The following is a 17,178-nucleotide window of genomic DNA, read 5'->3' as shown; positions in this document are numbered from 1 at the left end:
AGCCCGAGCCGCAACGCTTGCCGTTCGGCGCCCTCCACCTTACCCAAGAGGCCAAGTTTTCGGCTCCGGAGGGAATAGTGGAGAACCTGACGCTTATTCACTGGTGGATGTCCCAGACGACAACAGTCATGGCGCTGACGCTGAGTGGGACAATGACGGCGCTGGCGCTATTCCTCTGCTGGTTGAGCTTCGCCTCGCCCCTTGCGCCCCGCACGCAAAATTGGAAGGGCGTCGTTCCGCCTTTCGTGGGCGTGCCGGCGACGCTCTTCGGTCTTCTCATGACGTTCCTGTCGCAGGATGTCTGGGACGCCAACCGCCGCGCCTATCGCGCCGTCGCCCTGGAGCGCGAGCAATTGGTGACGCTGATGGCGCTGGACGGCAATCATGGCGCCGACACGAGCGATCTGCCGAAAGCCATCCGCAACTATATCGAGTCGGTCGTCGGGCTAGAATGGAAGACGATGCAAAACGGCGAGGAGGCGCCCGAGGCCGAGGCGGCGCTCAATGGGCTGACGCGAGCCGCAAGCAGCGCCAGAATCGAGCCCGCCTTCCAGCGCGCGTTGGTCGACACGGTGATGAAGCTGCGCTCGGCGCGCGAGCAGCGTCTCGCCATCGCGGGCGCCTATCCGGACGACCGCAAATGGGCCGCGGTGATCATCATCGCCTTCATCACGCAGATCGCCCTCGCCGTCGTGCATCTCGAGCGCGCAAGGTCGCAGCTGCTGGCGCAGGCGATCTTTGGCGCTGCGGCCATCGTCGCCATCTCCCTCGTCGCCTCCGTGGAGGAACCTTTCGCGCCGCCTAAGGGGGTGAGCGCGCAGCCGTTGGAGCAATTGCTGGAGCGGGCGGGAAAGTGAGCTCGGCGGGGAGTTCCGCCTCAGTTGGCGGCGAAGCCGCCCTGCTCCGCGAGCGCGGCCGCGTCGCGGGCGCCGTGCAAGACGCGCACGACGACAACTTCTCGCGCCTGGACAAGGTAATAAATCGCGTAATTGCCTTGGAATATCACGCGTAGGCCGCAACCGAGCTGCTCACGCGACGCTCCCGATAGCGGAAATTCTAGCAGACGCACGCAGGCCTTCTTGACCCGCTCGAGCAAGCGCGTCGCCGCATGCTCCGAATCCTCTGAAATATAGGCCCATATCTCAGCGAGGTCGGCTTCCGCCGTCTCTGTCAGGCGGAGTCGGAGCGGTTGGCTAATAGCTTTCTCCCACGGGCAATAATGCTTTCGGCGTCGAAATCCTTCGTTCGGCCCTCGGCGACGTCAGCCAGGCCTTTGTCAATATCGGCTTTGAGCGCCTCGAATTCCTGAGCCTGCGCATAGCGCTTGGTCTTCCATTCGCTGATGGCCTCGCGCACGAGCTCGCTCGCCGACGCATAGTCCCCGGCGGTTACGGCGGATTTCACAGCGGCGACCATATCGCTCGGCAGGGTGACGGTGAGCCGTTCGAGGTCAGCCATCTTCGCTCTCCAATTTTGCCCAGCATACCGGGATGGAACGCGCCAAGAAAGCTATTATGCCCGCGTCCTGCCCCGCCTTCGCCATTTGGAACAGCCCAAGCACGCCCCGCGTTACGCGCTTCGAACGGCTGAAAGGGGCGTTTCAGTCAAGCGCGTCGAGGAAACCCATGGCGAAGCAGATGGACGAATGGGACGAAAAGGGTTCGACCAAGGGAATGCAGGAGAAGACCAGCGGCAACGGTGAAAAGCAGAAAGCCGACGCCATCGAAATGCTGAAGTCGGACCACCGCCGCGTCGAATCTTTGTTCGACAAATATGAGCAGGCGAAGCGGCGCGCCGAGAAATCCAAGCTCGCGCAGCAGATCTGCCTCGAGCTCACGATTCATGCGGAGCTGGAAGAGGAAATCTTCTATCCGGCCTGCCGCGAGCATGTGGACGACCCGCTGCTCGACGAAGCGCAGGTCGAGCACGACACCGCGAAAATCCTCACCGCGGAAATCGCCATGGGCACGCCGCAGAGCGATCCGTTTTTCGACGCCAAGGTGATGGTGCTGGCGGAATATATGCGCCGGCATATCCAGGAGGAGGAAAAGAGCCCCGACAGCATCTTCGCCAAGGCGCTGGAAGGCGGCGTCGACACGGCGGCGCTCGGCAAGCGCATGACGGCGCGGCGCGAGGAGCTGATGGAGCAATTCTCCGAGGAGCTGCTGCTGCCGCAGCCCAAGACCCTGCATATCCAGCTGGCCCAGGAGGAGGAAGTCTGGGCCGAGCCGCCTGGCCGGGGCGCCGAGCGCGGTGGCGGCCGCGGGCGCGAAAGCTGGGAAAGCCGGCGCGGCGAGGAAGGACGCGGGTGGGAGGAAGAAGAGCGCCGGTCGCCCTGGGGCGGCCGCGAGGAGGAAGGACGCCGGCGCGGCGAGGAGGAGCCTCGCGGGGCCCGCAGCGGCTGGGAGGAACGCCGGGGCGACGAGGCGCGAGGCGCGCGCGGCCGCGAGGAAGAGCGCGGCGGCCAGTCTTCTCAGCATCGAGGCTGGCACGGCGACCCCAAACGCCACTCCGAGGCTTCGCGCCGGGGCTGGGAGCATCGACGCTGAGCATTTCCCGTCACATTCCGATCGTAATCGAGCCGCGGCGTCCCCGCGGCTCTTTCTTTGGATGGGCCACATTCACCTTTCGCGCCGAAAGCGGGTGCGCGCGACCCAGGCAATTGCTAAAGAAAACGCAAAATCGAGAGGAAAATTCCCGCGTGACCGCCGACAAAGCCACCGATCGCCAAGCCCCCGAGAGAATCGCCGCCGATAGGCTCGCGGCCATTCTTGCGCATTTCGAACGGGCGGGCTTTACGCGCCACGAGCCCCGGCTCCTGCAGCCCGCAGGCGTCTTTCTTGATCGCTCGGGCGAGGATTTTCGCGGCCATCTCTATTTGACGACGGACGCCTCCGGCGCCGAACTCTGCCTGCGGCCGGAATATACAATTCCCGTCTGCCTGGATTATCTCGCCACGTCGCAAGCGGGAGAGGCCGCCGCCTTCGCCTATGGCGGTTCGATCTTCCGCGCGCCTTTGCGCGAGGCGTCGGGCGATGGGGAATTTCTGCAGGCCGGCATAGAGAGCTTCGGCCGCGACGATCGTGAGGCGGCTGACGCCGAAATTCTCGGCGCGGCGCTGGACGCGGCCGCCGCCGGCGGAGCCAAGACGCTTTCGGTGAGCATCGGCGACGCCGGGTTGGTGTCGGCCTTTCTCGACGGGCTCGACCTGCCGCCGGTTTGGCGCCGACGCGTCGAGTCGGGCCATGCGCGCGCCCAGTCGATCGCGGAGATATTCACGCCGCCGAGCCGCCGCGGCGCCGAACAATCCGGCGTGCTCGCAGCGCTCGCCAAGGTTGATCCCGCCGACGCCCGCCGGCTGGTGGAAGACCTTCTCGCCATCGCCGGCATCACGCCGGTCGGCGGCCGCAGCGCGGCGGAGATCGCCGAGCGCTTCCTCGATCAGGCGACGCTCACCGAGGGCGCCGGCGTCTCGCCTGAGAAACGCGCCCTGGCGGAGGCCTTCTTCGCCGTAGAGGGCGCGCCGGACATCGCTTCCGCGACGCTGCGCAAACTCGCCGAAGACGCCGGGCTCGATCTCACGGCGGCGCTCGATTCCTTCGACACCCGCGCAAGCTTCATCGCCGCTCGCGGCTTGAACCTCGACGACATGGTTTTCTCGGCGAGCTTCGCCCGCCATCTCGATTATTACTCGGGCTTCGTCTTCGAAGCGCGAGCCGCGGGCGAAAACGCGCCTGTCATCGGCGGCGGCCGTTACGACCGGCTTTTGAAGACGCTCGGCGCCAAGGCCGATATTCCGGCCGTGGGCGCCGCCATCTGGATCGATAGAATAGCCAGCGCCGCGCGCGCGGGAGACGCGGCATGACGCAGAAGCTCATCGTGGGGACGCCCTCCAAGGGCCGCTTGCAGGAAAACGCCAACGCCTTCTTCGCCCGCGCCGGCCTGGAGCTGACGCAGGGACGCGGCGCCCGCGATTATCGCGGCGCCATCGCCGGGCTCGACGGCGCCGAAGTGGCTTATCTCTCGGCCTCCGAGATCACCGGCCGCCTCGCGCGCGGCGACGTTCATTTCGGCATTACCGGCGAAGACCTGGTGCGCGAGGAGATCGCCGATCCAGAGAGCAAAGTGGAGCTGCTGGCGCCGCTGGGCTTCGGCCACGCCAATGTCGTCGTCGCGGTCCCACAGGCATGGATCGACGTGCGCGCCATGGCCGATCTCGCGGACATCGCCGACAGCTTTCGCGCGCGCCATGGGCGCGGCCTGCGCGTCGCGACGAAATATCTCAACACCACGCGCCGCTTCTTCGCGCAACATGGCGTCGGCGACTATCGCATCGTGGAAAGCTCCGGCGCCACCGAAGGCGCGCCCGCCGCCGGCTCCGCCGACCTCATCGTTGACATCACCACCACCGGCGCGACGCTCGCCGCCAACGCGCTCAAGATTCTCGACGACGGCGTGATCCTGCGCTCGCAGGCCAATCTCGTGGCGTCGCTCTCAGCGCCCTGGAGCGAAACGGCGAAGGAGGCCGCGCGCGTCATTCTCTCGCGCATCGCGGCGGAAGAGGAAGCCCGCGCGACACGCGAGGTGCGGGCGGCAATTTCGTTGAGCGACGAGGCTTTAGGCGAGGCTCAGACCAATTTCGGCGCCACGTTGCGAGAACGCAATGGCGAAACGACGACCTTCGCCTGTCCTGCCAAACAGGTCGCGGCCCTCGCGGATTGGTTGATCGGCAAGGGCGCCCAGAGCGTGACAAGCGCCAAGCTCGATTATGTTTTCAAAGCCGGCAACGCCCTTTGGGGAAAACTGGCCGGGCGGCTTGAAGCCGTATCCGCTTGAATAATTCGCTTTGAGGGGATGGGCCGACTGGAAGCCGACCGGGGACGCCAGAATATCGCTGGTTGGCTTCCCGGTCGCTCGCTTTGCGAGCCCGCCCGAGCGCATGCGCTTTAATGCGTCTGCGTCAGCAGCAAATAGGCCGCGATAGGATTCGTGGTGAGATAGCGTTTCAACAGCCGACGCGGCTCCAGCATGAGCCGGAACGCCCATTCTAGGCCGATAAGCTGCATCCAGGTTGGGGCGCGCTTCTTGGCGCCGGCGACAAAGTCAAACAGGCCGCCCGACGTCTTGATCATCTTCACGTTTTTGAGCCGGCGCGCATGGTCGCGCACGAATTGCTGCTCCAGCGGCACGCCCATGGCCAGCCAGAGAATATCCGGAGCGAGCGCGTTGATCTCGTCGAGCTTTTCCTCGAGCGCCGCGCCTTTCAGGAACCCATGCGATCGGCCAACAATATTGAGGCGCGGCACCATGCGCTTGGTCGCCTCATAGGCGGCGCGATTGACCTCCTCTGAGGCGCCCAGGAGATAAAAGCTCGCGCCCGCGTCCTGCGCCATGCGCGCAACAAGCGGATAGAGGTCCGTTGTCGCGACGCGCTCCGGCAACGGCTTTTTCTTTGAAAAGAGCTTGGAGGCCACAACCAGCGGCTGGCCGTCGGCGGCGATCGAATCGGCGCAGTCGATCGACTTGGCAAATTTCCGGTCGAAGAAGCGGCGCGCGATCACTTCGCCGTTGACGGAGGTCAAGTAATAAGGACCTTCCTTTCGCGCCGGCGCGCGTGCGAGGTCCAACATCAAGCGCGCTGTTTCTTTGAGCCCGAGGCAAGCCACCGAACAGCCGCCCACAACCGTCGCGTCGATGTTTTCGATACTCACGGAACAATCCTCGTCTCACGTCTTGGCTGTTAGAGCCTACGCATAATCCGAGGAAAATCAGCAAGTCGCTGGGAATACCCTCAATCGAATGCTTTCTCGATGCTCGAAATCCGATTAACGCGCGTTAGCGATTTCGGATAAACCATGCAGAGCGGAGACTTAGCGTTACACCGGCTTGCCCGGCGGGATGGGGTCCGTCTCCAAAAGCGCGAAGAGCAGATGGTCGCGCCACTGGCCATTGATGTTCAAATAGGAGCGGGCATATCCCTCATGCTTGAAGCCAACGCGCTCCAGGAGCCGCTTGGAAGGCTCATTCGTGGGTAAGCAGGCCGCCTCGATGCGATGCAGGCCCTGTTTCTCGAAAATATAGGCGCAGGCGGCGCGCACCGCGCGAGTCATATAGCCCTTGCCTGCATAGGGCTCGCCCATCCAATAGCCGAGCGTTGCCGCCTGAGAAACGCCGCGTCGCACATGGCCGAAGGAGAGCCCGCCCAGGAGGGCGTCATCCTCTTCGCGAAAAACAAAAAAGGAATAGGCTTCGTCCCGGGCCATCTCTTCCGCATGGCGGCGGACCCGATAGCGAAAGCTTGCGCGCGTGAGATCGTCGACGGGCCAGATCGGCTCCCATGGCGTAAGGAAGGCGCGGCTTCTCTCACGCAGCGACGACCACTCCAGATAGTCGCGCATCTCGGAGGGCCGCAGATAGAGCCCCTCGCCCCTGATGGGCATGTCGCGACGGCCTAAGACGCCAAAGAGAGCCATGGAAGTCATGCTCGCGCCGCTCGGGCGCGCTCCGCAATGAAGGCGGCGATGCGCGCTTCGTCATTTTCCAAGATGGTGAAGCGCTCGGGCCCTTCGAGCCGCGCCGCAATCGATTCGGGGAGAAGCGGGCGCTTGCCAATGGCGCGTTCAATGGCGTCAGGAAATTTCGCCGGATGAGCGGTCGATAGCGCGACGACGGGCGTTGAGGGGTCCTGCGTCAGCCGCGCCCGCGCCGCACGCACGCCGGTCGCCGTATGCGGGTCGAGCACATAGCCGGCGTCCCGCCATGTGCGCGCGATCTCATCGGTCGTCTCGGCTTCGCCGACCGAGGTCGCGTCGAACTCTGCGCGAATGGCGGCGAGCGCGGCGGCGGGGATCTCGAAGGCGCCGGATTGCTCGAGCGAAGCGAAGACGGCGCGAATCGCCGTATGATCGCGTCCGGCGGCGTCGAACAGCAGGCGCTCGAAATTCGACGAGACTTGTATGTCCATCGAGGGTGATTGCGTCGGGGTCACGCCGCGCGGCTCGTAGCGCCCGGTCGCAATGGCGCGGGCGAGAATATCGTTGGCGTTGGTGGCGACGATCAGCCGCTCGATCGGCAGGCCCATATGTTTGGCGATATAGCCCGCGAGCACATCGCCGAAATTTCCTGTCGGGACGGCAAAGGAAACACGCCGATGCGGCGCGCCGAGAGAGACGGCGCTCGTGAAATAGTAGACCGTCTGGGCGACGACGCGCGCCCAGTTGATGGAATTCACGCCGGCGAGGCCGACGCCTTCGCGAAACGGCTGGTTTCGGAACAGACGCTTTAGAATGTTCTGCGCGTCGTCGAATGTGCCCTGCAACGCGATGGTGTGGATATTTTCATCGGCGACGCAGGTCATCTGCTTGCGCTGCACGTCGGAGACGCGGCCGTGCGGATAAAGAATGAAAACGTCGACGCGCGGCAGGCCGCGAAACGCTTCGATCGCCGCGGCGCCCGTATCGCCGGAGGTCGCGCCGACGATGGTGGCGCGCAGATTTCGTTTCTCCAGCACGTCGTTCATCATGCGGCCGAGGAGCTGCATGGCCAGATCCTTGAACGCCAGGGTCGGGCCGTGGAAGAGCTCCAGCACGAAGAGATTGTCGGCAATCTGCGTCAGCGGGGCGATGGCGCGATGCCGGAAGCTCGCATAGGCCGCCTGCGTCTGATCACGAAGCGCCTCCCGGGAGGCCTCCTCCGTCAGGAAGGGCGCGATAAGGCGCGCGGCGGTCTCGGCGTAGGATTGGCCCGCAAGGGCGGCGATGTCCTTGGGCGAGACATGCGGATAGGCGAGAGGCGTGTAGAGACCGCCGTCCGTAGCGAGGCCAGCGAGCAAAACGTCGTCAAAATCAAGCTGCGCGGCTTCGCCACGCGTCGAAAGGTAGCGCAATTTCAGTTCCATCTCGCAGGCGGCGCGAAGCATGACGCGTCAACGCCTTTTCATACCATATCGACGCTGGCCGCAAGGCTCGTCGCCTCTTTAAGCGGCGCCTCCCGAGCGCCCGCGCGCATATAGGACGAAAATGACAAGAAGCGCAGCGGCGAGCGAGAACCAGGTAAAGGCGTAGGAGAGGTGATTATTCACGAATTCGGGCGTGGCCTCGACAAGGCGCGGAAAGCCGTTGGAGCCTGCGCTCGTCGGGCCGATCAAGGCCAATGTGAAGGGAGCCGCGCCGCCGACGCCGAGGGCGGCGGCAATCGCCGCAGGGTCGCGCGTATACCAGATCAGGCGGTTGGGAGAGTCCGCCGGCGTGAAGGGGTTTCGCATCTGTGGAGCGCGCAGCAAGCCGGAGATCTCCGTCTCGCCCGCGGGTGGCGCGCGGCCTTCGGCGTTATCAATCTTGGAGACGGGGGTGAACCCGCGCTCGACAAGCAGAACGCCGCCGGTCTTCAGTGCGAAGGGCGTCACGACCATATAGCCGGGCTCCAGGCCATAGCCTTCGGGCGGCTTCATAAAGATCAGAGCGTCGCGGCCCGGGAGGTAATGCCCGCTGGTCTCGGCATGGGTAAATTCATAATCTGCAGGCGCAAGCGTCGACCAGGCCTCGCTTGGCGGAAGCGCGTTCGGCGCAAGATGTACACGCGCCTCGACGCGCGCGATCAAGGCTTCCTTTTCGCCCAGGCGCCTGACCTGCCAGACGCCGAGGCTGGCAAGCAGAGCGCAGGCCAGCGCCGTTGCGACTGCGGGCCATAGCAGCGCCCGCGCGCCCGCTCTCATGATTCGCGCTGACCCTCTTCGGCCTTGTTGAAATATTGAAGCGCGATCAAAAGGCCTTTTGCCGGCCGGAGCAGGCCGATGCAGACGATCGCCGAGAACGGCAGGAAGATGAGCGCATGCACCCAATAAGGCGGTTGATAGACGACCTCAATGTACCACGCGAGGCCGACAATGAGGAAACCTGCGATCATCATCACGAAAATGGCGGGGCCATCGCCTGTGTCGGCGAAAGAGAAATCAAGGCCGCAGACTTCGCATTTGGGCGCAACCTGCAGCAGCCCTTTGATCATATGGCCCTTGCTGCAGCGGGGGCACCTACCGAGCAGACCGTCGATATAGATTTGCGCCGGCGGGTAAATCTGCTCTTCAGCCATTTTCAAGCTCGCTTCCTAAAGAAAACGGCCACGGCGGCGCCGTGACCGTCGATTTCAGCTATGAGGCGGGCGCGCGAACCGCGCAGCCGCGCGATTACTCCATCGCGCCGCCCCAGTTCCCCCACACATATATGCAGCAGAACAGGAACAACCAGACCACGTCGACGAAGTGCCAATACCACGCGGCGAATTCGAAGCCGAGGTGCTGGCCCGACGTGAAATGCCCCTTGAGGGTGCGCGCCAGGCAGACAATCAGGAAGATCGTGCCGACGATGACGTGGAAACCATGGAAGCCCGTCGCCATGAAGAAGGTCGAGCCGTAATTGGTCGCCGCCGGATGCGCCGGATCGAAGGAGAAGGCGAAGGGAGCGTGCGCATACTCATAACCCTGAATCAGGGTGAAGAGCAGGCCCAGGCCAATCGTCGCCATCAGGCCCTTCTTGAGCTGATCGCGGTTGTCGTGAAGCAAGCCGTGATGCGCCCAGGTCAGCGTCGCGCCGGAGGTCAGCAGGATCACCGTATTGAGCAGCGGCAGCTTCCAGGGGCTCAGAACCTCGATGCCTTGCGGCGGCCATACGCCATGGAAGATCTCAGTGCGCGTGACCTGCCAGATGTCGCCGGGGAAGATGCTGGAATTGAAGAAGGCCCAGAACCAGGCGACGAAGAACATCACCTCGGAGAGGATGAACAGGATCATCCCGTAGCGGTGATGGAGCTGGACGACGGGCGTGTGATGACCTTCGACCTGCGCCTCGCGAACCACGTCGCTCCACCAGGCGTACATGACCGCGAGAATCAGCGCGAGGCCGACGAAGAAGAGCACGCCGCCCCAGGTCTGGCCATAAATCGGGGCGCCCTTGTGCTGCGCCATCCACATGATGGCGCCGATGGCCGTAAACAGCGCCGAGAAGGCCCCGGCGATCGGCCACGGACTCGGATCGACAAGATGATAGTCATGTTGCGGTTTCGCGTGTCCGTCGGCCATTCTTCTTTTCCTCGTCATTCGCCGGTCGCCCGGCGTGTTCCAGGTTGAAATCCCCCCGGCGCCGCCGGCGGTCAGGATTTGGGCTTCTGCCCGACTTCGGCGTTGGTCTTGGCTGTGGCCGGCGCCTTGGTCGGGAAGAAGGAATAGGAAAGCGTAATCTCCTCGACGCGGCGCATCGCCTCGTCCTTTTCGAGCGCAGGGTCGAGATAGAAGACGACGGGCCATTCGGCCGTCTCACCCGGGCCGAGCCTTTGTTCGTCGAAGCAGAAACAGGCGACCTTCACGAAAAACGCGCCCGCCTGATCGGGACTGACGTTATAGGCCGCCTGCCCGCGGGTCTCCTTATCGGAGAGGTTGGTCGCTTTGTAATAGACGGTCGTGGTCTCGCCCGTGCGCAAAGAGATTTTCGGAACCTCGGGCTCGAAACGCCAGGGGAGCTCCCGAGAGACGTTGGCGTCGAATCGGACGGCGAGGCGACGTTCGCCCTGCACCGTTGGGTTCGCTTTGGCGATCTGGGGCGTTCCGCCGAAACCGGTCGCCGCGCAAAAGGCGCGATAGAGGGGAACCGAGGCGAAGGAAAGCCCAAGCATGCCCAAAGAGCCGACGACCAGCGCCGCGGCGATCGCGCCGGGCTTCCTGGGGGGCTTGTGAGCGGGCTCGGACATGTCAGATCTGCCGATTGGCGACGGCGCCGCCGAGCTTGACGAGGGTCAGCGCGTAGAACAGCACCGCGAGCAAGGCGACGGTCACGGCGATGGCGATATTGCGGGCGCGGCGGCTACGCGCCTGCTCCGGCGTGAGGACGACGCCCTCTTCGATATTCGGGTTGTGCTCGACGTTCATCTCATCTCCCTTCAGATGATTCCGGCGATCGTCAGCAGGCGCTCACCGACTATGATCAGGAACAGCAGGAAGAGATAGGAGATCGAGAAAAAGAACAGTTTCATCGAGGCCCGGCGGGCGATATCGCCCTCCCGCTTGCGATAGACCTCGACAGCGAGCCATGTGAGATAGAGCCCCGCGACAATCGCCACGGCGCCATACACAAAGCCCGCGAACCCCATCAACCATGGCGCCACGCCCAGGGGCGCAAGCAACAGGGAATAAGCGAGAATCTCGCGCCGCGTACGGTCGGCCCCAAGCACATTCGGCATCATCGGCACGCCGGCGCGGCCGTAATCGTCATGTTTCACCAGCGCCAGAGCCCAGAAATGCGGCGGCGTCCAGACGAAGATGATGGCGAAGAGGATGATGCTTGCGAGGCCGATCTGCCCCGTCGCAGCGGCATAGCCGACCATGGGCGGCAAGGCGCCCGCAGCGCCGCCGATGACGATGTTCTGAGGCGTCGAACGCTTCAGCCACATCGTGTAGATAATGACATAGAAGAAAATCGTGAAAGCCAGGAGCGCGGCGGCCAGCCAGTTGGTCGCAAAGCCCAGCGTGAACACGGAAAGCATGGACAGCACGAGGCCGAAGGCCAACGCCGATTCGGGCTCCATGCGACCCGCCGGAATCGGGCGGCGCGCCGTGCGCGTCATGATCGCGTCAATGTCGGCGTCGTACCACATGTTGAGCGCGCCGGAGGCGCCAGCGCCGACGGCGATGGAGAGAAGCGCGGCGAAAGCAACGAGCGGATGCGGGGGAACAGGCGCGAGCAGAATACCGGCGAGCGCGGTGAGAACGACCAGCGACATTACGCGCGGCTTCAGCAGCAGCAAATAATCCGAAGGCGCGGCGATCGGAATTTGCGGCACGCTACGCGCCGCTTTGGCGCCTTCGAGATAGGAAGCGTCGCTCATCGCTTGGTTCGCTCTTGATTAGATAAAACGCGAGCTCGGTCGTTCTCTAGTGCAGGGGTTGGCGCGGCCAGGCAGCCGCGCCAACCCTGTTCTCTTTACTGGTGGCCCTGGCCGGAGATGCGCGGCAGGACCTCGAACTGATGGAACGGCGGCGGCGACGGCAGCGTCCATTCCAACGTCGTGGCGCCCACGCCCCACGGATTAGCGCCCGCTTCACGCTTCTTCGAGAAGGCCTCGAAGATCGCATAGAAGAAGATCAGCATGCTCAGACCGCCGATGAACGCGCCCACCGAGGAGATGTAGTTCCAGAGCGCGAAAGCGTCCGGATAGTCGATGTAGCGGCGCGGCATGCCGGCGAGGCCGAGGAAATGCTGCGGGAAGAAGGTCATGTTGACGCCGATGAAGAGCACGATGAAATGCGCCTTCGAGAGCGTCTCATTGTAGAGATAGCCCGTCATCTTCGGGAACCAGTAATAGAAGCCCGCGAAGACGGCGAAGACGGCGCCGAGCGACATCGTGTAATGGAAGTGCGCCACCACGAAATAGGTCTCGTGGAGCTGGCGGTCGGCCGAGGCGTTCGCGAGAACGACGCCGGTGACGCCGCCCATGGTGAACACGAAGATGAAGCCGATCGCCCAGATCATCGGCGCGCGGAAGCTGATCGAACCGCCCCACATCGTCGCGATCCACGAGAAGATCTTGATGCCGGTCGGCACCGCGATCACCATTGTGGCGAAGACGAAGTAGCGCTGCGCGTTCAGCGACAGGCCGACCGTATACATGTGGTGCGCCCACACGATGCAGCCCAGGAAGCCGATGGCGACCATGGCGTAGGCCATGCCGAGATAACCGAAAACCGGCTTCTTCGAGAAGGTCGACACGATGTGGCTGATGAGGCCGAATCCCGGCAGGATCAGCACATAGACTTCCGGATGGCCGAAGAACCAGAACAGATGCTGGAACAGCAGCGGGTCGCCGCCGCCGGCCGGATCGTAGAACATGGTGCCGAAGTTGCGGTCCGTCAGCAGCATGGTGATCGCGCCGGCGAGAACCGGGAGCGTGAGAACCAGCAGGAAGGCCGTGACCAGCATGGCCCAGGCGAAGAGCGGCATCTTGTGCAGCGTCATGCCCGGCGCGCGCATGTTGAAGATCGTGGTGATGAAGTTGATCGAACCCAGGATCGACGACGCGCCCGCGAGATGCAGCGAGAGGATCACGAAATCCATCGCCGGACCCGGATGGCCGGTGTTCGACGATAGCGGCGGATAGAACACCCAGCCGCCGCCGAAACCAAGCATGCCCGGCGCGCCCTCGACGAACATCGACAGCACCAGCAGGATCAGCGAAACCGCGAGGAACCAGAAGGAGATGTTGTTGAGGCGCGGAAACGCCATATCAGGCGCGCCGATCATGATCGGCACGAACCAGTTGGCGTACCCGCCCATCAGCGCCGGCATGACCATGAAGAAGATCATGAGCACGCCATGGGCGGTGATGAACACATTGTAGAGGTTCTTAGCCGGATCGAGGCCCATCGACGGATCGGCGCCGTTGATCAGCTTGGCGAGACCCGGGAATACATTGATGCCCGGATACATCAGCTCGGCGCGAATGCCGATCGACATCAGCAGACCCACCATCCCGCCAATGACGGCGAGGATCAGGTAAAGGGTGCCGATATCCTTGTGGTTCGTGGAGAAGAGAAAGCGGCGCAGGCCTCTCGGATGGTCATGCGCTCCGGCAGTCGAACTCGCCATCGTTTGTTCCTCGATGTCTTATGTTGTCTTGCGTCTGTTTCAGCGGGCCTGTTCGTTCGAAGCGAGGCGCGTATGCGACTCGGCCGCCGCGAACTTCTTCTTGGCCTCGACCAACCACGCATCATATTTGTCGCGGCTGACGACGCGGATCGCCATGGGCATGAAGGCGTGGTCCTTGCCGCAAATCTTGGAGCACTGGCCGTAATAGACGCCTTCCTTCTCAGCCCTGAACCAGGTCTCGTTGAGACGACCCGGCACCGCGTCCATGCGGACGCCGAAAGCCGGAATGACGAAGGAATGAATGACATCCGCCGCAGTGATCTGCAGCTTCACGACTTCATTGACCGGGACATAGGCTTCGTTGTCCACGGCGAGGAGGCGCGGCTCGCCGTCCTTCAACTCGTTCTCCTGCTTCATGAGCTGATCGAAACCGAAGCCGCCGCCCTGATCCTCCGGATATTTGTAGGACCAGTACCACTGATTGCCCGTCACCTTGATGGTGATCTTCGACTCGGGGATTTCGACCTGATGCGCGAGAATGCGGAAGGACGGAATAGCGATGAAGACCAGAATAAGGATCGGGAGCAGCGTCCAGGCGATCTCGAGGCCCGTGTGATGCGTGAGCTTCGACGGCACCGGATTGGACTGCTCATTGTACCGCCACGATACGTAGAGCAGCAGACCCAGCACGGACAGGGCGATGAAGGTGATGATCGGCAGAAGGATGCCATTGTAGAAAAACTGCGTCTCGTGCCCGACGTCAGTAACCGTCGCAGGGAGGCCGATGCCGCCCGGCGTGGGTTGCCCTTCCACCTGAGCAAAGGCGAGGCCCGCAAAGAGGACGACCGGAAGCGCAACTAGCGCAGCGAGCGCTCCTCCAGACATGAATTTTCGATTGCCCTTGGACATGCAGGTCGCCTTTCGCACCTTATTCGTCAGCCAGTTTCGATGTTTTTCATGCAATTTTCGGACGCGCTTCCGCCGCCAAAAGCTCTCGCCCGACCCGGCCCGGTTCAACCACAAACGGCAGCCTCGCGCAATTACTGCGACGCCACATTTGAATGACAAAACGTCGCGCTATCGCCAAAGTCTCCCGGGTTTTCGCGTCGGCTTGACAGGACGGGTCCATTTGCTAGGCAACGGCGGCCCTCATCGCAGGTCGCCGCTATGCGGCCGAGATTGGATCGCAGGATCGGCGAAGAAGAGCAACTGCTGCTGGAGCGACCATGAATCCTTTGCGCGCCGCGTCATACGTGGCCCCCTTGCGACAAACAGTCGCGGGCCTTGCCGGAATGATCCTGACGATCGGCTGTGTCGGCGCGGCGACCGCGCAAGGCGTCGTGAAATCCAAGTTCGGCGACTGGGAAATTCGCTGCGAAACGCCATTAGGCGCCTCCGCAGAGCAATGCGCCTTGATCCAAAGCGTCGTCGCCGAAGACAAGAGCAACGTCAATCTGGTCGTCATCGTCTTGAAGACGAGCGACGGAAAAAGCCGTTTGCTCAGGGTGATCGCGCCGCTCGGGGTTCTCCTACCCAATGGGCTAGGTCTGAAAATCGACGAAACCGACATTGGTCGCGCCGGTTTTGTCAAATGTCTGCCAACAGGTTGCGTGGCGGAGGTCGTCATGGACGACAAGCTGATCGAGCAGCTCAAGAATGGCAAAACGGCGACCTTCATCATTCATCAGGTGCCAGAGGAAGGAATCGGCCTTCCGCTGACCCTCCAGGGCTTCAAAGAAGGCTTCGCAAAGCTTCCATAAGGATGGGCGCGTTTATATGAAAGCTGGCTTTATTGGTTTAGGAGCGCTGGCCGTCGCCGCGGGGCTCTCCACATTCGGCGCGGCGGCATTCGAGCTTCCCAAGGTCGGCGTTCCCGATTGGTTCGGAGGCGACTCGAAAGGCGAAGCCCTGGCGCCCGGCGCCACGGCCGACTGCCCTGTCATCGTGAATGAGAACGGATCGCATATGATTCGTTCGCCTGCTGGCGCCGATGCGGCGTCCGTGCATCACCAGCTGTCGATCAAATCGACGGCGCGGGAGTGCATCGTTGAAGGCGATCATCTGGCGATCAGGGTTGGGATCGAGGGTGACGCCATGTTGGGTCCCGTCGGCGCCCCTGGGTCTTACGGGGGCGCTATCCGCGTGGCGCTGCGCCGAACCAAGGACGATTCCATCTTATCGTCGAAAACTTACCGGGTGAGCGCGGCCATTCCTTCGGGCGCCGCGCGGGCCGATTTCCGTCTTCTTGCCGACCCCATCGTCGCGCCGACGGTCGCGAAGGCTCAGGAGGATTATGAAATCCTCGTCGGCTTCACCGATGGCGCCGCCGCCGATGACGCGCCGGTTCACAAAAAGAAGAAGGGCCGGCGCTAAAAGGCTGCCGGCCCATCAAAAAGGAAACGCTGAGCTAAGGCGCGCCGCTCGATTAGTTCGAGACGTAGCGGGCCGGCTCGGCGAGCGATTTTACGTCATTGATGCCGGCCATGACGAAGTCTTTGCCGGCTGCGCCGCTGGCAAGCACGCGCTCGGCGACCTTCGCGGCCGCGTCGGCGGCGGCAGCGCGCACTTCCGCGGCGGCGTGCGCCTCGGCTTGAGCGATCTTCTGCTCGACCTGCTTCACGCTGCGCGCGGTGAATTCCTCGACGCGGCGCTTGCCTTCGGAGGCGATCAGTTCGGCCTCTTCCTTCGCCTGCGCGACGATCGCCTTGGCTTCGGCCTCGGCTTCCTCACGCTTCTTTTCAAAGGACGCCAGCAGCGCCTCGGCTTCTGCGCGCAGACGCTCGGCCTCGGCGAGTTCGCTCTTGATGCGGTTGATGCGTGCGTCGATCAGCGCAGCGAATTTCGAATGGGCGCCGACCCAGAGCAGCACGAGCACAAAGATCGTGAAGCCGACGGCGACGTAGAATTCCGCGTCGAAATGCATGGAAACGCGTCTCCTCAGTTCACGGACTTGTATTCGGCGGCAAGCCGGGCGCGATCCGCCGGAACGCCGGTCAGCTTCTCGACGATCGAGGCTGCAGCGTCGAGCGCGATCTCTTCGACATTGGCGAGCGCAGCGGACTTGGCGACGTTGATGCGCTCTTCGGCCGCGCGAATTTTTTCGCCGGCCTCGGATTCGGCGCGGGCGCGCTGCGCAGCCGTCTCATTGGCGATCTTCTGCTGAGCCTCACGGCCGATGGCCTGCGCCTCTTCGCGACGCAAGCGCAGATTTTCGTCATTGGCGGCGGCCGCGGCCTGCGCCTTGGCCTGCATCTCGCGAGAGGCGTCGAGATCGGAGGCGATCTTCTGCTCGCGATTCTCGATGATGCCGCCGACGCGCGGCAGCGCGATGCGCGACATGAGAATGTAGAGGAAGCCGAAGATCAGGACGAGCCAGAAGAGCTGCGGCGCGAAATTCTCGGTCTGGAAGGGCGGAAAGCCGCCTTCGTGATGGGCTTCGCCGCCCGACGCGCCCACCGACTCATGCGTCGCTTGGGTTTCCTGCTCGGCCTCAGCGGCGTGGGCGGAAGAGATGATCGCCATGGACATGATCCAAAGTCTTCGACGCGGC

At 63.3% G+C, this 17,178-nt stretch carries 21 protein-coding genes; 6 read left to right on the top strand and 15 right to left on the bottom strand.

The genetic code is table 11. The features are described from left to right. Positions 1-77: 77 nt before the first annotated feature. Positions 78-857 carry a hypothetical protein gene (locus OGR47_RS03355; protein ID WP_246729659.1) on the top strand — a complete coding sequence of 260 codons (780 nt, stop codon included), beginning with the start codon at positions 78-80 and terminating at the stop codon, positions 855-857. Between the two features lie 20 nt (positions 858-877). On the opposite strand, the gene OGR47_RS03350 is transcribed toward OGR47_RS03355, so the two are convergent. Together OGR47_RS03350 and OGR47_RS03345 are read right to left on the bottom strand one after the other, a co-directional pair. After that, the gene (locus OGR47_RS03350; RefSeq protein ID WP_246729670.1) at positions 878-1,129 is read right to left on the bottom strand and encodes a type II toxin-antitoxin system RelE/ParE family toxin; all 252 of its coding nucleotides are present in this window, start codon (positions 1,127-1,129) and stop codon (positions 878-880) included. A gap of 41 nt (positions 1,130-1,170) precedes the next feature. After that, a complete protein-coding gene (locus OGR47_RS03345) occupies positions 1,171-1,458 on the bottom strand; it encodes a ribbon-helix-helix domain-containing protein (protein WP_165051309.1) in 288 nt (95 codons plus the stop codon). 167 nt (positions 1,459-1,625) lie between these two features. Here OGR47_RS03345 and OGR47_RS03340 point away from each other — a divergent pair, with 167 nt between their 5' ends. The 3 genes from OGR47_RS03340 (at position 1,626) to hisG (ending at position 4,836) form a co-directional block, all read left to right on the top strand. Beyond that, complete coding sequence (locus tag OGR47_RS03340; protein WP_206527432.1) at positions 1,626-2,549, top strand: hemerythrin domain-containing protein; 924 nt, start codon at positions 1,626-1,628, stop codon at positions 2,547-2,549. A gap of 152 nt (positions 2,550-2,701) precedes the next feature. Further along, a complete protein-coding gene (locus OGR47_RS03335) occupies positions 2,702-3,865 on the top strand; it encodes an ATP phosphoribosyltransferase regulatory subunit (RefSeq protein ID WP_246729660.1) in 1,164 nt (387 codons plus the stop codon). After that, positions 3,862-4,836 (top strand): ATP phosphoribosyltransferase, encoded by a 975-nt coding sequence (gene hisG, locus OGR47_RS03330; RefSeq protein WP_165051312.1) that lies wholly within the window; start codon positions 3,862-3,864, stop codon positions 4,834-4,836. Before OGR47_RS03335 ends, hisG begins: the two co-directional genes overlap by 4 nt. A gap of 110 nt (positions 4,837-4,946) precedes the next feature. Here the strand turns inward: hisG and OGR47_RS03325 are convergent, their stop codons facing one another. The 11 genes from OGR47_RS03325 to coxB all read right to left on the bottom strand — a co-directional run bounded on the left by OGR47_RS03325 (position 4,947) and on the right by coxB (position 14,537). Continuing rightward, positions 4,947-5,711, bottom strand: coding sequence for a WecB/TagA/CpsF family glycosyltransferase (locus OGR47_RS03325; RefSeq protein WP_246729661.1), 765 nt, complete (start codon positions 5,709-5,711; stop codon positions 4,947-4,949). 165 nt (positions 5,712-5,876) lie between these two features. Further along, positions 5,877-6,473: a GNAT family N-acetyltransferase gene (locus tag OGR47_RS03320; protein ID WP_165051632.1), complete on the bottom strand. Its 597-nt coding sequence runs from the start codon at positions 6,471-6,473 to the stop codon at positions 5,877-5,879. A 5-nt stretch (positions 6,474-6,478) separates the two neighbouring features. Continuing rightward, on the bottom strand, positions 6,479-7,885 hold the full coding sequence (gene thrC, locus OGR47_RS03315; protein ID WP_165051635.1) for a threonine synthase: 1,407 nt from the start codon (positions 7,883-7,885) through the stop codon (positions 6,479-6,481). A gap of 90 nt (positions 7,886-7,975) precedes the next feature. Continuing rightward, positions 7,976-8,713, bottom strand: a complete 738-nt coding sequence (locus OGR47_RS03310; RefSeq protein WP_165051315.1) for an SURF1 family protein — start codon at positions 8,711-8,713, stop codon at positions 7,976-7,978. Continuing rightward, complete coding sequence (locus OGR47_RS03305) at positions 8,710-9,087, bottom strand: DUF983 domain-containing protein (protein ID WP_165051317.1); 378 nt, start codon at positions 9,085-9,087, stop codon at positions 8,710-8,712. The genes OGR47_RS03310 and OGR47_RS03305 overlap by 4 nt, the downstream gene beginning before the upstream one ends. Before the next feature lie 94 nt (positions 9,088-9,181). Further along, positions 9,182-10,072, bottom strand: a complete 891-nt coding sequence (locus OGR47_RS03300; protein WP_165051319.1) for a cytochrome c oxidase subunit 3 — start codon at positions 10,070-10,072, stop codon at positions 9,182-9,184. A 71-nt stretch (positions 10,073-10,143) separates the two neighbouring features. Further along, on the bottom strand, positions 10,144-10,737 hold the full coding sequence (locus tag OGR47_RS03295) for a cytochrome c oxidase assembly protein (RefSeq protein WP_165051322.1): 594 nt from the start codon (positions 10,735-10,737) through the stop codon (positions 10,144-10,146). Between the two features lies 1 nt (position 10,738). Next, entirely contained in the window at positions 10,739-10,915 is a 177-nt protein-coding gene (locus tag OGR47_RS03290; protein ID WP_165051325.1) for a hypothetical protein, read from the bottom strand. 11 nt (positions 10,916-10,926) lie between these two features. Continuing rightward, the gene (locus tag OGR47_RS03285) at positions 10,927-11,871 is read right to left on the bottom strand and encodes a heme o synthase (RefSeq protein ID WP_165051327.1); all 945 of its coding nucleotides are present in this window, start codon (positions 11,869-11,871) and stop codon (positions 10,927-10,929) included. Positions 11,872-11,966: 95 nt separating this feature from the next. Next, entirely contained in the window at positions 11,967-13,628 is a 1,662-nt protein-coding gene (gene ctaD / locus OGR47_RS03280; protein WP_165051329.1) for a cytochrome c oxidase subunit I, read from the bottom strand. Positions 13,629-13,667: 39 nt separating this feature from the next. After that, positions 13,668-14,537: a cytochrome c oxidase subunit II gene (gene coxB / locus OGR47_RS03275; protein ID WP_165051331.1), complete on the bottom strand. Its 870-nt coding sequence runs from the start codon at positions 14,535-14,537 to the stop codon at positions 13,668-13,670. A gap of 317 nt (positions 14,538-14,854) precedes the next feature. Here coxB and OGR47_RS03270 point away from each other — a divergent pair, with 317 nt between their 5' ends. After that, a complete protein-coding gene (locus OGR47_RS03270) occupies positions 14,855-15,388 on the top strand; it encodes an invasion associated locus B family protein (protein WP_206527434.1) in 534 nt (177 codons plus the stop codon). Between the two features lie 16 nt (positions 15,389-15,404). Beyond that, a complete protein-coding gene (locus OGR47_RS03265; protein ID WP_165051333.1) occupies positions 15,405-16,001 on the top strand; it encodes a hypothetical protein in 597 nt (198 codons plus the stop codon). Positions 16,002-16,053: 52 nt separating this feature from the next. On the opposite strand, the gene OGR47_RS03260 is transcribed toward OGR47_RS03265, so the two are convergent. Next, a complete protein-coding gene (locus tag OGR47_RS03260; protein ID WP_165051335.1) occupies positions 16,054-16,551 on the bottom strand; it encodes an ATP F0F1 synthase subunit B in 498 nt (165 codons plus the stop codon). 14 nt (positions 16,552-16,565) lie between these two features. After that, complete coding sequence (locus OGR47_RS03255) at positions 16,566-17,150, bottom strand: ATPase (protein ID WP_165051337.1); 585 nt, start codon at positions 17,148-17,150, stop codon at positions 16,566-16,568. Positions 17,151-17,178: the final 28 nt, after the last annotated feature.

It is taken from the genome of Methylocystis sp. MJC1 (assembly GCF_026427715.1).
In the GTDB taxonomy this organism is placed as follows: Bacteria; Pseudomonadota; Alphaproteobacteria; order Rhizobiales; family Beijerinckiaceae; genus Methylocystis.
This window is presented reverse-complemented; position numbering and strand designations above follow the sequence as displayed.

Excerpts from the sequence above, each read along its gene's own strand:
- OGR47_RS03345 (WP_165051309.1), bottom strand. The coding sequence starts at position 1,458 with ATGGCTGACCTCGAACGGCTCACCGTCACCCTGCCGAGCGATATGGTC.
- OGR47_RS03340 (WP_206527432.1), top strand. The coding sequence starts at position 1,626 with ATGGCGAAGCAGATGGACGAATGGGACGAAAAGGGTTCGACCAAGGGA.
- hisG (WP_165051312.1), top strand. The coding sequence starts at position 3,862 with ATGACGCAGAAGCTCATCGTGGGGACGCCCTCCAAGGGCCGCTTGCAG.
- OGR47_RS03320 (WP_165051632.1), bottom strand. The coding sequence starts at position 6,473 with ATGGCTCTCTTTGGCGTCTTAGGCCGTCGCGACATGCCCATCAGGGGC.
- OGR47_RS03310 (WP_165051315.1), bottom strand. The coding sequence starts at position 8,713 with ATGAGAGCGGGCGCGCGGGCGCTGCTATGGCCCGCAGTCGCAACGGCG.
- OGR47_RS03305 (WP_165051317.1), bottom strand. The coding sequence starts at position 9,087 with ATGGCTGAAGAGCAGATTTACCCGCCGGCGCAAATCTATATCGACGGT.
- OGR47_RS03300 (WP_165051319.1), bottom strand. The coding sequence starts at position 10,072 with ATGGCCGACGGACACGCGAAACCGCAACATGACTATCATCTTGTCGAT.
- OGR47_RS03295 (WP_165051322.1), bottom strand. The coding sequence starts at position 10,737 with ATGTCCGAGCCCGCTCACAAGCCCCCCAGGAAGCCCGGCGCGATCGCC.
- OGR47_RS03290 (WP_165051325.1), bottom strand. The coding sequence starts at position 10,915 with ATGAACGTCGAGCACAACCCGAATATCGAAGAGGGCGTCGTCCTCACG.
- OGR47_RS03285 (WP_165051327.1), bottom strand. The coding sequence starts at position 11,871 with ATGAGCGACGCTTCCTATCTCGAAGGCGCCAAAGCGGCGCGTAGCGTG.
- ctaD (WP_165051329.1), bottom strand. The coding sequence starts at position 13,628 with ATGGCGAGTTCGACTGCCGGAGCGCATGACCATCCGAGAGGCCTGCGC.
- coxB (WP_165051331.1), bottom strand. The coding sequence starts at position 14,537 with ATGTCCAAGGGCAATCGAAAATTCATGTCTGGAGGAGCGCTCGCTGCG.
- OGR47_RS03270 (WP_206527434.1), top strand. The coding sequence starts at position 14,855 with ATGAATCCTTTGCGCGCCGCGTCATACGTGGCCCCCTTGCGACAAACA.
- OGR47_RS03265 (WP_165051333.1), top strand. The coding sequence starts at position 15,405 with ATGAAAGCTGGCTTTATTGGTTTAGGAGCGCTGGCCGTCGCCGCGGGG.
- OGR47_RS03260 (WP_165051335.1), bottom strand. The coding sequence starts at position 16,551 with ATGCATTTCGACGCGGAATTCTACGTCGCCGTCGGCTTCACGATCTTT.
- OGR47_RS03255 (WP_165051337.1), bottom strand. The coding sequence starts at position 17,150 with ATGGCGATCATCTCTTCCGCCCACGCCGCTGAGGCCGAGCAGGAAACC.